This is a genomic window from Pseudomonas muyukensis (assembly GCF_019139535.1).
Lineage (GTDB): Bacteria > Pseudomonadota > Gammaproteobacteria > Pseudomonadales > Pseudomonadaceae > Aquipseudomonas > Aquipseudomonas muyukensis.
Genome location: NZ_CP077073.1, coordinates 240518 through 253858 on the forward strand (window position 1 = coordinate 240518; position 13341 = coordinate 253858).

Consider the following 13341-nt stretch of genomic DNA (forward strand, 5'->3'; position numbering starts at 1 on the left):
CCATGACCCCGCTCGAACGCCTCGAAGCCCTGGACGCGCGCATCGCCACGCTGCAACAAGGGCAGCCCGTCCTGGCCCGCCACCTTCCCCAGCAACGGCAACGCCAGCAGTTCTTCAGCGACCTGGCCGGTTTCTGGCACACCAAGCCGAGCGGTGGCACGAGCCGAAAACAGCAGTTGGCCCGGCTTCGCCAGGCGCAACTGCAAGCCGAGCTCGAACTGCGCCTGGCCGACGGCACGCTCGACGATAGCGACGAGTTCCTGCTGCGTACCTGCCTGACGTACCCGCTGCCATGGCAACGGCAACCCTCGGGCCAGGCACGCGCCGAGGTCTTTCGCCCGTGGTTCTCCACGCAAACCCCGAATCGCCGTTGTCGCCTGCCCGGCACGCTGGTCATCGTCGCGGCTGCGCCTGGGCGCGAGGCCGTTCCAGGCCAGACCACGGGCAAGGCCCTGCTCTGTAGCCTGCCCCACGGGGTGGAAGCCTTCGCCAGCCTCGCCGACCTGCATGTCGAGCTGTGCGAGCGGCTCGACGACCCGCTGCAGTCCCAGGCCCTGCTCGGGTTGGTGAATCGCCCGGAAGACCTGACGACCATTGGCCAAGCCGACCGCTTGCGCTACCAGTGGTATGCCGACGATCCCTTCGAGTACCAGGCGCTGGCCCTGATCGACCAGCAACAGGCAACACTCAATCGCCTCTGGGATATGCCGGGGTCACCCTCCGCCAGCCACCTCGAAGCGGCGCTGGACCTCACGCCCAGCATCGGGAGCGCACAACCCTTGGCCACCCGCTACGCGCTGCTGTTGGAAAAACACCTGCCCGACTGGCTGCGCGAGGCATCCACGCAACAGCTCGCGCATGTCATGCAGACGTTGCAGGAGCTGGCCGGAGCCATCGCCCAAGCCAGCGCGCCAGGCATCCTGACGCTGGAGCAGTTCCTGCAACGCGACAGCCTGTTGCCCTGGGTCCGGGCACGCCTGGGCGAAGGCTTGCGCTGGAACCCCGGCATCGACATCCCGCCAGAACAGATCAGGGTCAGCGTCACCCTGGCCCGGCGTATCGGGCCATTGGTCAATCCGCTGATCCCATCGGCCTACATTGTCGTCACCAGCCGGCCCCAGGCCGGCAAAACCATCGAGATGGTCCCGGTGACCTACACCCTCGAACAACTTGCCCTGCTCAATATCGCCTGGTTCGACAGCGACTACTGGATCACTGCCCGGGTACACAGGGATGATGGCGAAGCCATCGAGGCACTGACACCGACCAGGGTCAGGCAACTGGTGCGCAACCTCGACGCCGGCACCCGCTACAACCGCTTCCTGCGCCAGCACCTGCTGGACTCGGAACAGGCGCATGCCCGGATCAACCGCGCCCGCATGCACGCCGAGGCCGCCAAGGCGCGCTATGCCGGGCATTTCCTCGCGGATACCCACGGCCAAGGCTATGCATGGGCACGGGCGCTGATCGAGCACCCCGAGCAGCGCCAGCGCCTGACCGATGACGGGCAGCGAATCTGCGTGCGGCAACTGCTCATCCACAGCCACACCGTGCACGGCCTGCTGCTGCTCAATGCCGAAACAGCCACCAGCACGCGCGTGGTGGTCTACGCCCCCGATGCACCGGACCGCCGCCCCTGGCGCGAATATCGCACCACCCGTGAACTGCTCAGGGAGCTGCGCGCTAACGCCAAGTTGCGCGACTATGTGGTGCAGCGCATGCCGCTGGCCAATCCGGACAAGATCGACAAACTGTTGCGAAAAGGCCGTTTGGCGCCCCATGTGCAGCGCCCCGTCATCCAGGGCAACCTGTTCCACCAGGTGTACCGCGCGGAGGTGCGCAGCCTGATGGCGCAAACCGATGCCAGCACCCGCAGCAACCGCGAACTACTGGGGGGCTTCGGGCTGGACACCTTGCGCATCCTGCTCGACCTGCTCAGCCTGGTGCTGCCCTACCCTGGCATGGCCGCCCTGGCGCTCGGGCGCCTGAGCATTTCCGTGCTCGACGGCGTGCAGGCCCTGGGCCAAGACAACCCTGACGAGGCCTTGCACCACGCCTTCGCGGCACTCAGCCACTCACTGGATGCCATCAACAATGTCGTCGCAGGCCTGAGCCCTTCGCCCGGCGGACTCAAGGGTTTTTCCGGCTCGACCCTGATGCGCCGCGTGTTCAGGGGGCTGCCGCCACCTCGGCCACTGACGCTGCCGCCCTCCTACTCGGTGCCCGTGGAGGTCAGCAAGTTGCGCTATCGGATAGACGGTGTTCACGGCGAAGGCGTGTTCGAGAGAATCGGCGCTAACGCCGGCCTGACCCAGTACTACGTCCGTGACGGCCAAGGCCGCTACTACCATGTCAGTTTCGATGGTCAGCGCTGGCGCGCCACCGACCCCAGGCAACCCGACGCCTACATCAAGCAACCGCTCAAGCGCCTGCAGGACGGGACCTGGGTGATCGATTCGCCGGTGCTGTGGCACGACGGGCTACCCGATGTGCGCCAACTGCTGGATGACAGCCAACGGGTGACGCCGCTAACGGGGCTGGCGGTGGCCGCAGAGCCTGGGCTGTTCGATGCCGAGGGCATGCTGTATCTGCACGTCAACGGCAGGCAGCTACCCGTTCGCAGGCATCTACTGGCCGGGCACTTCCACTTGCAGATGCCCGAGGGCGCGCCAGGTGCCGTGCAGGCCTGGGCGGTGCTGCGCAAGGTGGAGGGCGCCTGGCGAATCCGTATCCGCCAGGCCGGGCGCAGCAGTGACTGGCTGGCGTTGGCCTAAGCCTAAGTCCGGCGACGTGCGGGATGGCACCGGCTTCGCCGATGTTCGCCGGCAAGGCCGGCGCCTACACGGCTGCAGCCTGCCTCGGCCGCATAGGAGCCAGCCTTGCTGGCGCACCAGACGACGCGGTCGATGCCACGGCCCTGGCTCCAGCGCTCATCACTCGGCCAGGCGCGGCAACACCTCATCCAGCCGTCGGTGCAGGGCGCTGCCGCTGGGCCAGTTACGCAGCAAGCGTGCCCGGTCACGGGCAAACGCAGGGGCAAAGCTCAACTGCGTTGCGTGCTGGCACATGGCATCGAGGTCGATCAGCGACCACTGGCCGTCCTGCCAGAACAAGTTGTGGCCCTTGAAATCACCGTGGCTGATGCGTTCACGGATCAGTTGCTGCATCACCCGCACCAGGGCATCGACCTGTGCATCGGGCGCTTGGCCATCGTCGACGAAGGGGGCGAAGCAGGCGATCAGGTCCGGCCCATCGGCATATTCGGTGAGCAGATAGGCGCGGCTGCGCAGGCCCAGGGTGCGTTGCTCAAGCACCGCCAAGGGCTTGGGCGTGGCGATGTCGAGAAACGCCAGGCGATGGCCCTCGATCCACGAGTGCCAGGCCCGGCTGGGGCGCCAGAAGCGCTTGAACCAGTGCGCGGTATTCTTGATGTTGTAGCGCTTGAGCACCAACCTGCGCCCGCCGACCTCGATACGCGCCACGCTGGCCGCGCCGCCGGTCTTGTACAGGTGGCCCTGGTCGATCAACGCATCGGCCTGTTCCAACACCGGCAACAGCGCCTGCGCTTGGTCGCGACGCACGGCACGCAGGCCGGACAGGCTGCGCTCGACGCTGAACAGCGTGCATTCGCGACCGGCTTTGTCCAGGTAATCCTTCAGGCGCCAGGCACGCACCTTGTCCACCTGCTTCTGCAAGGCTTCCAGCGGCAGCGCGTGCTCGGCGTTGGCGAGGATGTAATGCACCAGCGCCTCTTCCATGAACGGCTCCAGGCGCTTGGGCAACTGGGCGAAAAACACGCCGAGGTTTTCCAGCACACGCTGGCGCGACAACTGCTGACCGGGCGTCTCGGCCTTGATGCCGGCACCATCGATCAGGTACAGCTGGCCGTCCTGGCGCAGCAGGTTGTCCAGGTGCAGATCCTCCTGCCACAGGCCCTTGGCATGCATCCGGGCCACGGCGCTCAGCGCCTCGCCGAGCACTACGTGCTGCTCGTCGGCGAGCATTGGCAGGTGTTCGACAGCAGCCCAGGCATCGCCCAGGCTTTCGGCATGGTCGAGGTACTCGAACAATAGCCAGCCGCCCTCGCCGTCCTTGAGGCCATCGGCCAGCAGGCGCGGGGTAGTCAGGCCTTGATCGGCGAGCAAGCGGGCGCCGTCCAGTTCACGCTGGAAGTGCCGGGCGGCGTTGCCACCGACCAGCAGCTTGGCCAGCACCTTGGTGCCCCGCCAGATCCCGGCACCGACATAGCGTTGCCCCGGCAGCACCCGCAGCAGGCTGAGCAGTTGCAGGTCGGCCGCGCCCGCGGCGTCGGCGAGGGTGACGGTCAGCGGCAGCGCCGGGCTGCGCCCGGCGTGCTTGAGTTCGGACAAACGCATCAGCGGGCCTCTTTATGGCGACGACGTTGCAGCAGACGTTGCAACCAGTTATCGACCTGCGCACTGTCCGCCGGCTGCGCCAGGTAAGCCCCCAGCAAGACCCGCACATCCGCCTCGCCCCAGGCATCTGCCCGGCGCAGCAGCGGCTCGAGGTCCTTGAGGCGGTCGCGCATGCCGAACAGCAGGGGGCGGGTCTTTTCCAGGTCGATCAGCTGGGCCTGCCAACCTTCGCGGCGCTCACGCAGGAAAATGTGCTTGGGGTAGAAGCAGCCATGCAACTGGCCGGCGCCGTGCAGGGTCCGGGCCAGCTGGCCACAGGCCTTTAGAATGCCGCTACGCTGGGCCTCGGCCAGCTGTGACCACTGTGCCAGCAGGTGCTCCAGGTCGGTCCACTCATCCAGCGCCCGGGTCATGAGGATCGCGCGGTGCTCGCCCGCCTGCTTGCGCTCCCCGTAGAACACCGCCTGCAAGGCCGGTATGGCGAGCTTCTGGTAGCGGCTGATATTGCGAAACTCACGGGCGAAGGTCGGCTCGCCGAAGGGCCGGTACAAGCTGCGGGTCAGGTAGCCGCTCTGGCGCTTGAGGTAGTAGCCCTTGCCTTCGAGCTCCAGGCGGAACACGCAGCTCCAGCCGCCACGGCCGGTGTTGGGTTCGTCCACGGCTTGCAGTTGCAGCGCCCACAGCGCCTCGAAGTCGCCCAGGCCATGGCGTTGCAGCAGCGCCTGGTCGGCGCTGGCCAGGTAGTCGGTCATTCCCTTCCCTCGAAAAAGCTCAGCACCTGGCGGATCCGCTTCTTGTCACGGCCGTTGAGGCGCGGGCGCTGGCGATACTCCAGGTAGAACCGCAGCCGCTGGGTGGCCGACAGGTGATATTTGGCGACCTTGTCCAGGCACGCCAGGTCCTTGATCAAGCGATGTCGCAGCATGAAGCCACGCCAGAAGTCGCCGGTCGGGCAATCGATGAAGAATAGCGTGCCTTGGTCGTCCACCAGCAGGTTGCGCCATTTCAGATCGTTGTGGGCGAAGTGGTGCTCGTGCATCACCCGAGTATGGCGGGCCAGTTGCCGGCTGATGCTGTCGACCCAGGCGCGATCGCGCAGCAAAGGATCGTTGCGATCGGCCAGGGCCGAGAGGTCTTCGGTGCGCGGCAACTCGCGCGTGATCAGCGCGCCACGGCCAAAGGCCAGGCCATTGCGTTCCAGGCCCCAAGCCACCACTTCGGCGGTGGGGATGCCCCACTTGGCGAACAGCTTGAGGTTCTGCCATTCGGCCTTGACCCGTGGCCGCCCCAGGTAGCGACGCATGGCTTTACCGGCACCGGTGTAGCGCTTGACGTAGAAAGTGACGCCATCACGCTCGATGCGCACCACCTCGCTCAACGGGTCCCAGGTCAGGCGCTCGCCCTCGATGGCGAACACCGCGTCGATGCTGCCGAACTCGGCAGCCAGGTGCGCGTATTCCGGCGCCAGGTTCCAGCTCGCCATCAGAGTGCATCCCCATAGCGTTGCTTGCGGTCGTAGAGTTTCTGCGCCTTGCGCTCGAGCCAGGCGAGCAGCGCCGCCTCCTCCTTGAGCACCTGGCGCAGCGGGCGCTGGAAGTAGCCGCGCAAGAAGCGCAGCTTGTCGCGGCGCGTAAGGCCGATGTCCAGGGCCGAGAAATACAGGGCGGCCAGGTCCTTGTCGCGCCAGCGCCGGGTGATGCTCGCCCGGGTCTGGGCGCGGTGCAGGTCGATCACCGACAGCTTGAAGTCATCCGCGCTCACCGGGCGGTCGGTGTGCAGCAAAAAGTGGCAGATATAGCAGTCGCGGTGGTTGACCCCAGCGCGGTGCATGCCGCCGGTCATCTTCGCCACCTCGGCGATCAAGGCACGCTTGAGGCGCGGCTCGGGCGGCTGCTTGACCCAGTCGAGGCTGAAGTCTTCCAGGCTGATGGTCGGTGCCAGCTCTTCGGTGACGATGAACGAATGCTGGGTCGCCGGGTTGCTGCCACGCTCGCCGTAGGCCACCGCGGTCATGGTCGGCACGCCCACTTGGTGCAGACGCTGGATGGCCCGCCACTCCTGGCCGGCACCCAATACCGGCAGCTTGGCGCTGAACAGGTTCTTGAAGATCTCGCCCCAGCCGATGCCGCGGTGGATCTTGACGAAGAAGCCCGCGCCGTCGACTTCGGTGCGCAACGTGCGGCGGCCTTCCAGCTCGCGATAGACCTCGCCTTGCAACTGCTCGACGGCCTCGAATGGATCGCGTTCGGCCCACAGGCGCTTGAACGGCTCGGCCAGCATCAGTTTCATGGGCGCTCCTGGGCCAGGATCACGTCGGCGGCATGCTGCGGCATGCTGTACAGGTCGGCGCTGTCGGCGAAGGCCACGCCATTGCGCGACCAGGCCGCGCGGGCCTCGCGGTCTTCAAGCATGCGTTGCAGGTAGCGGTTGAGCTGCTCCTGCTCGAACGGCTCGTCCAGCACCATGCCACTGTCGGCCTCGGCGATGTAGTGGGCATAGCCACAGACCTTGGACACCAGCACCGGCAGCCCGGCGACCAGCGCCTCGAGCAGCACGGTGCCGGTGTTTTCGTTGTAGGCCGGGTGGATCAGCAGGTCGGCACCGAGCAGGAAACGCGGGATGTCGCTGCGGCCCTTGAGGAACTGCACCTGGTCACCCAGGCCGAGCGCCGTGCTCTGCACCTGGAACAGCTTGGGATCGTCCTGGCCGATGACCATCAGCCGGGTGCGCTTGCGCAGCGCCGACGGCAGCGCGGCCAGGGCCTTGAGGCTGCGGTCCACGCCCTTGGTCTTGAAGCCCGAGCCAATCTGCACCAGCAGCAGCTCGTCGTCGGCCAGGCCGAACTCGCGGCGGAACTCGGCGCGGATCGCCTCGGCATCGGCCGGGCGCCGACGGTCCTGGGATATCCCCGGTGGCAGCAGGTGGAAGCGCGCTTCGGGGGTGCCGTAGTGCTTGATGAACAGCGGCTGCTGCACCTCGGAGATCATCAGGATCTCGGTGCGTGCGTCCTTGGCGAACACTGCCCGCTCGTACTCGGCGAAGTGCCGGTAACGGCCCCAACGGCGGTACAGGCCGCCGCGCAGGGTCTGGGCCTTGTCCTCGAAGCAGCCGTCGGCGGCGAAATACACGTCCAGGCCCGGCATCTTGTTGAAGCCGATCAGGCGGTCGACCGGGCGCTTGGCCAGGTCTGCTTCCATCCAGGCGCTGAGTTTCTCGTTACGGCGGTGGTTGAACAGCGCCTTGACCGGCGCCACCAGCACCTCGAAGCCCGGCGGAATGTCGCCTTCCCAGATCAGCGTGTACACACGGATCTGATGGCCCCGTTTCTGGCACTCGAGGGCGATGCGCATGAAATCACGCTGCAGCCCGCCAAAGGGGAAATACTTGTAGAGCACAAAAGCCAGTTGCATCAACGAACATCCTCAGCCAGCAGCAGCGCGCTCAAGCGGCCCGCCACATGCTCGGGATTCAGGCGAGTGAAGCACAGCGGCCACTCGCGTTTGAGATCGAACCGGCGCAGGTCCTCGGCGCTCGGTTTGTAGGTGCACTTCTTCTGCAGGCACGGGGCGCAGGGGAAGTCGCTCGCCTGGTGGATCTGGGCGCGTCCGTAGGCACCGGTCAAACCAGGGTTGGTGGGGCCGAACAGGGAGATGGTCGGCACATCCAGGGCGGCGGCCAGGTGTCCGAGGCCGGTGTCCACCGCCACGCAGGCCTTGGCTGCCGCGAGCACGCGGGCCACCCCGGCCAGGTTCAATTTGGGCAGTACCTGGCAATTGTTCAAGCCCTGGGCAATACGCTCGGCACGGGCCTTCTCCGCCGGGTTGCCCCATGGCAGCATCACCTGCAGCCGACGCCGGCCCATGCGCTCGGCCAGTTCGCGCCAGTAGGCCTCGGGCCAGTGCTTGGTGGCCCAGGTGGTGCCGTGCAGGAATACCACGTAGGGCGCCGCGGGTGGCAGCTGCAGGCGGTTCAGGTCCAGGCCGTATTGGCCCAGGCCTTCCGGCAGGTCGTAGGCCAGGGCCAGGGCGAACAGCTGGCGCACGCGCTCGACGGCATGCTGGCCGACCGCGACCGACAGCCGCCGGTCATAAAAGCGGCTGGCCAGGCCTTCACGCGCCGAATAGCGGTCCAGGCCGGCCACCGGCGCCTTCACGTAGCGGGTCAGCCAGGCCGACTTGACCAGGCCCTGGGCGTCGATCACCAGGTCGTACTTGCGCGCGCGCAGGCGTTGCTTGAAGGCCTTCCACTCACCACTCCTGAGGGTCTGCCAGAGGTTCTTGCGCCAACGGCGGATCGCCACCGGGATCACCTGGTCGACCGCTGGATGCCAGCTGGGGAGCTCGGCGAAGCCCTCTTCCACCACCCAGTCGAAACGAATGCCGGGAATGGCGTGGGCGGCGTCGGTAAGTGCCGGAAGGGTATGGATGACGTCGCCCAGCGACGATGTCTTGATGATCAGGACCCGCACTCAGTCGACCTCGGCCACGGTATCGATCAGGTTCGGCCCACCCAGGCTGTGCAGCGCGGCGATGACTTTCGCCGGCTCCAGCAACCGCAGGCAGTTGTAGTGGCCGAACCGGCAGGTGCGCTCGAAGCACGGGCTGCACTCAATGCCGGTGCGCACCACCTCGACCTGCTCGGCCAATGGCGGGGTGAAACCCGGCGAAGTGGAGCCGTACACCGCCACCAGCGGGCGGTTGAGGGCCGCGGCCACGTGCATCAGGCCAGAGTCGTTGGAAACCACCGCGCTGGCGCAGGACATCAGGTCGATGGCCTCGGCCAGCGAGGTCTCGCCGGCCAGGTTGCTGGACTCTTCGCGCAGGCCCGGGATCAGCCGGTCGCGGATCTGCTCGCCGACCGGGTGATCGTTCTTCGAACCGAACAGCCAGACCTGCCAGCCCTGGCGGATCATGGCATCGGCCACCTCGGCGTAGTGCTCGGCGGGCCAGCGCTTGGCCTCGCCGAACTCGGCACCGGGGCACAGCGCCAGCACCGGGCGGTCCAGGGCCAGGCCGAACTTGGCCAGGGCCGCGTCGCGGCTGGCGGCTTCGATGCGCAGGCTCGGCCGCGGGTATGGCTGCGCCAGCTCGGCACCCGGGGCGTAGGCCAGGGCCATGAAGCGTTCGATCATCAGCGGGTAGCGCGCCTTGTCCAGCTTGCGCACGTCGTTGAGCAGCAGGTAGCGCATCTCGCCACGCCAGCCGGTGCGCTTGGGGATGCCGGCAAAGTACGGCACCAGCGCCGACTTGAGCGAGTTGGGCAGCAGGATCGCCTGGTCGTACTGGCCGGCCAGGGACTTGCCGATGCGCCGACGGGTGGCCAGCTCCAGGGCGCCATGGCCGAGCGGGAAGCTCAAGGCCTGGCGCACTTCGGGCATGCGCTCGAGGATCGGCCGGCTCCACTCGGGGGCCAGCACATCGATCACGCAGTCGGGGTGCTGTTGCTTCAGGCACTGGAACAGGGTCTGCGCCATCACCATGTCGCCGACCCAGCTGGGGCCAATGATCAGTATTCTCATGCTTTATCCAGAAACATTCGGGGAGGCTGCAGGCTGCACTACAACCTGGCCTCCCCTCTTTATATTCAGGCTATGTGGCGGACAGTGTACCACCGAGGACGGATTGCGCCCTGTTCGCCGGCAAGCCGGCTCCTACCGGGTGCGAGTGCCTCGTAGGAGCCGGCTTGCCGGCGAACGACCCTCAAGTCAGCCCTAGCTGCCCCCAGATCCGCCGCACTTCACGACGCTCATCGACAAACTGCGCGGCATCGATCACCCCGGCCTGCTTCTGCAACGCCTGGCGGTGCGACGCCGAGCGGAACGCCTTGTACACCTCGCGCAGCAACACCGCGTCGGCGGCAGGCATCAGCGCGGCCTGCTCCAGCTCTTCGAGGATGCGGATGTTGTCGGTCCAGCGCAGTATCGCCGGATGCGCGTGGGACCACGCCAAAGCGGCGTATTGCACCATAAATTCGATATCGACGATACCGCCGGCATCCTGCTTGATATCGAACGGCTGGCCGGCCTCGAAGGCGTTGCCGGCGGTGCCGGCAGCGGTGCCCTTGGTCCCGAGGTTGTCGCGCATCTTGGCGCGCATCTCGCTCACTTCGGCGCGCAGCTTGTCGAGGTCGCGCGCCTGGCCCAGCACCTGCGCCCGCACGCCTTCGAAGGCCGTCGCCACCTGTGGGCAGCCCACCAGCACCCGGGCGCGCACCAGGGCCTGGTGTTCCCAGGTCCAGGCCTCGTTCTGCTGGTAGCGCTCGAAGGCGCCCAGCGAGCTGACCAGCAACCCCGAGGCCCCCGACGGACGCAGGCGCATGTCGACGTCATACAGCTGTCCGGAGTTGGTCTGGGTGGTCAGCAAATGGATGATGCGCTGGCCCAGGCGGGTGAAGAACTGCGCGCTATCGATGGGCTTGGCGCCATCGGTCTCGGCGTTCGGGTCGCCATCGTGGATGAACACCAGGTCGAGGTCGGAGCCATGGCCCAGCTCGATGCCGCCAACCTTGCCGTAACCGACGATGATGAAGCCCGGGTCGCACAGGCTGCCGTCACTGCGCCTGGGTTGGCCATGGCGCGCCACGGTCTGGCGCCAGGCCAGGGCCAGCACCTGGTCGAGGATCGCCTCGGCCAGCCAGGTCAGGTAGTCGCTGACCTTCATCAACGGCAGGTTGCCGCTGATCTCGGACGCCGCCACCCGCAGGCTGTGGGCCAGCTTGAAGTGGCGCAGGGCCTCCATTTGCTGCTCGAGGTCGTCCTCGGGGATGCGCATCAGGCGCTCGCGCAGTTCGGCGGCCAGCTCCGGGGCCAACGGCGGGCTGAACAGCCGGCCTTCGTTGAGCAGCTCGTCGAGCAGCAGCGGGTAGCGGGCCATCTGCTCGGCGATCCAGGGGCTGGCGGCACACAGGGTCAGCAAGCGGCGCAAGGCCCCGGGGTTCTCGGTCAGCAGCACCAGGTAGGCCGAGCGCCGCGCCACCGCCTCGACCAGCGGCAGCACGCGCTCGAGCACCAGGTCGGGGTTGTCGTGTTCCACGGCTTGGGCCAGCAGGCGCGGAATGAAGGCATCCAGCCGCTCACGGCCGATACGCTGCATCGAGCGCAAGGTCGGGCTGACGCGCAAGGCGTTGAGCCGGCGCAAGGCCTCGACGGGCTGGCGGAAACCGGCCTCTTCCAGCTGACGCCCGGCAGCCTCTTCATCCTGGGCCTGCTCCCACAACGGCGACCATTCGCCGCCGACCACCAGCTCGCCCTCGGCGTCGTCCTCGTCCGGGTCGGCGATCACCTGGCGGAAGTGCCAGTCGACCCGCCCGCGCCAGTGCATCAATTGCTCGTGGAAATTGTTCCAGTCGGCATAGCCCAACATGAAGGCGATGCGCGCACGGTCGCCCTCGTCGTCCGGCAGCATCTGGGTCTGGCGATCGGCGATGGCCTGGATCGCGTGCTCGGTGTAGCGCAGGAACTCATAGCCCTCGCGCAGCTCGGCCACCACCGCCGGCGGCAGGTAACCCTGCCCTTCCAGGGTGCCCAGCACCTTCAGCAGCGGCCGCTGTTGCAGGCTCAGGTCACGCCCGCCATGGATCAGCTGGAACGCCTGGGCGATGAACTCCACCTCACGGATGCCTCCGGCGCCCAGCTTGATGTTCTCGGCCATGCCCTTGCGCCGCACTTCCTGCTGGATCAGCTGCTTCATGGTGCGCAGCGCCTCGATGGCGGAGAAGTCCAGGTAACGGCGGTAGACGAACGGACGCAGCATGTCCTGCAACTGGGCACCGGCGGCCTGGTCCCCGGCCACCACCCGCGCCTTGATCATCGCGTAGCGTTCCCAGTCGCGCCCCTGGTCCTGGTAGTACTGCTCCAGGGCATTGAAGCTGAGCACCAGCGCGCCGGCCGAGCCGTAGGGGCGCAGGCGCATGTCGACGCGGAACACGAAGCCATCGACGGTGACCGGGTCGAGCGCCTTGATCAGCCGCTGGCCCAGGCGGGTGAAGAACTCCTGGTTGTCCAGCGAACGCTTCACGCCCTCGGTTTCCCCGCCTTCGGGAAAGGCGAAGATCAGGTCGATGTCCGACGACAGGTTCAGCTCCACCGCCCCCAGCTTGCCCATGCCCAGCACCACCAGCTGCTGCGGCTGGCCGCTGCGGTTGCCGATGGGCGTGCCGAACTGCTGGCAATGACGCGGGTACAGCCATTGATAGGCTTCGTCGATGCTGGCGTCGGCCAGGTCGGACAGGTCGCGGCAGGTCTCGGCCAGCGCCGCCTGGCGGGTCAGGTCGCGCCAGATGATGCGCACCTGCTGGCGATTGCGCTCGCGGCGCAGGTTGCGCGCCAGCTCGTCTTCACCCTGCGCGGCCTGGGCGGCGGCATGGATCCGCGCGCGCAGCTCGCCTGGGGCGAAGGCCCGGCCCATCTCGCCCGTGCCCAGCAGGTCGAACAGCATCGCCGGATCGCGCTGGGCCTGGGCCAGCACGAAATCACTGGCGGCGGCTACCTGGTCGAACTGCTGGCGCTGCTCGGCGCTCCACGCGCTGGTAGTCAGACCAGGATGGGCGGCCAGGGCGTCCGCCAGGAATTGTCGATTGCGGGCGACCAGCGGTTGGAGAGCGGCAGGCAGATCGAGCGGCAAAGGCAGGCGCATGGTCTATCCTTGATCGGCGTGAATGAGAGGGGTTGAGGGGGTCAAGCGCAGGCTGGACCACGGTTGGACTGTCGTACAAAAGTTGGAAATAGCTGAAACAGCTAGAAGATTGGCAAAAAACATCAGGATTTACCCATTAGCAACACAGCGCCAACCAACATGAACGTTTTTCCTCACAACCCAGGGTGCGACCAAACGTCGCATTTGTGTAGTTTTACTACTACCCTCGCCGTGCGAAAGCATGAAATGCGAATCCATTTGTAGTAAAACTACACCGCGCCGGATGACTGTCCGGTAATCCAAGAATTCACGACGTCTGCCCATAAGGCCAG

9 protein-coding genes are annotated in these 13341 nt (G+C 66.7%); 1 reads left to right on the top strand and 8 read right to left on the bottom strand.

The window, feature by feature from the left end; genetic code table 11:
- Positions 1–2: 2 nt before the first annotated feature.
- On the top strand, positions 3–2774 hold the full coding sequence (locus KSS95_RS01210; RefSeq protein ID WP_217850879.1) for a dermonecrotic toxin domain-containing protein: 2772 nt from the start codon (positions 3–5) through the stop codon (positions 2772–2774).
- A gap of 159 nt (positions 2775–2933) precedes the next feature.
- Here KSS95_RS01210 and KSS95_RS01215 read toward each other — a convergent pair whose 3' ends face one another.
- From KSS95_RS01215 to glnE, 8 genes are all read right to left on the bottom strand, one after another.
- Entirely contained in the window at positions 2934–4376 is a 1443-nt protein-coding gene (locus KSS95_RS01215) for a lipopolysaccharide kinase InaA family protein (protein WP_217850880.1), read from the bottom strand.
- The gene (locus KSS95_RS01220) at positions 4376–5128 is read right to left on the bottom strand and encodes a lipopolysaccharide kinase InaA family protein (protein ID WP_217850882.1); all 753 of its coding nucleotides are present in this window, start codon (positions 5126–5128) and stop codon (positions 4376–4378) included. Before KSS95_RS01220 ends, KSS95_RS01215 begins: the two co-directional genes overlap by 1 nt.
- Positions 5125–5859, bottom strand: a complete 735-nt coding sequence (locus KSS95_RS01225; protein WP_217850884.1) for a lipopolysaccharide kinase InaA family protein — start codon at positions 5857–5859, stop codon at positions 5125–5127. The genes KSS95_RS01220 and KSS95_RS01225 overlap by 4 nt, the downstream gene beginning before the upstream one ends.
- Positions 5859–6665, bottom strand: a complete 807-nt coding sequence (gene rfaP / locus KSS95_RS01230) for a lipopolysaccharide core heptose(I) kinase RfaP (protein WP_217850886.1) — start codon at positions 6663–6665, stop codon at positions 5859–5861. Before rfaP ends, KSS95_RS01225 begins: the two co-directional genes overlap by 1 nt.
- A complete protein-coding gene (locus tag KSS95_RS01235) occupies positions 6662–7786 on the bottom strand; it encodes a glycosyltransferase family 4 protein (protein ID WP_217850888.1) in 1125 nt (374 codons plus the stop codon). The genes rfaP and KSS95_RS01235 overlap by 4 nt, the downstream gene beginning before the upstream one ends.
- Positions 7786–8844 (bottom strand): lipopolysaccharide heptosyltransferase I, encoded by a 1059-nt coding sequence (waaC, locus tag KSS95_RS01240; RefSeq protein WP_217850889.1) that lies wholly within the window; start codon positions 8842–8844, stop codon positions 7786–7788. The genes KSS95_RS01235 and waaC overlap by 1 nt, the downstream gene beginning before the upstream one ends.
- The gene (gene waaF / locus KSS95_RS01245) at positions 8845–9894 is read right to left on the bottom strand and encodes a lipopolysaccharide heptosyltransferase II (protein WP_217850897.1); all 1050 of its coding nucleotides are present in this window, start codon (positions 9892–9894) and stop codon (positions 8845–8847) included.
- Between the two features lie 181 nt (positions 9895–10075).
- Positions 10076–13009, bottom strand: coding sequence for a bifunctional [glutamate--ammonia ligase]-adenylyl-L-tyrosine phosphorylase/[glutamate--ammonia-ligase] adenylyltransferase (glnE, locus tag KSS95_RS01250; RefSeq protein WP_217850899.1), 2934 nt, complete (start codon positions 13007–13009; stop codon positions 10076–10078).
- Positions 13010–13341: the final 332 nt, after the last annotated feature.

Coding starts and splice junctions, on each gene's coding strand:
- KSS95_RS01210 (WP_217850879.1), top strand. CDS start 3: ATGACCCCGCTCGAACGCCTCGAAGCCCTGGACGCGCGCATCGCCACG.
- KSS95_RS01215 (WP_217850880.1), bottom strand. CDS start 4,376: ATGCGTTTGTCCGAACTCAAGCACGCCGGGCGCAGCCCGGCGCTGCCG.
- KSS95_RS01220 (WP_217850882.1), bottom strand. CDS start 5,128: ATGACCGACTACCTGGCCAGCGCCGACCAGGCGCTGCTGCAACGCCAT.
- KSS95_RS01225 (WP_217850884.1), bottom strand. CDS start 5,859: ATGGCGAGCTGGAACCTGGCGCCGGAATACGCGCACCTGGCTGCCGAG.
- rfaP (WP_217850886.1), bottom strand. CDS start 6,665: ATGAAACTGATGCTGGCCGAGCCGTTCAAGCGCCTGTGGGCCGAACGC.
- KSS95_RS01235 (WP_217850888.1), bottom strand. CDS start 7,786: ATGCAACTGGCTTTTGTGCTCTACAAGTATTTCCCCTTTGGCGGGCTG.
- waaF (WP_217850897.1), bottom strand. CDS start 9,894: ATGAGAATACTGATCATTGGCCCCAGCTGGGTCGGCGACATGGTGATG.
- glnE (WP_217850899.1), bottom strand. CDS start 13,009: ATGCGCCTGCCTTTGCCGCTCGATCTGCCTGCCGCTCTCCAACCGCTG.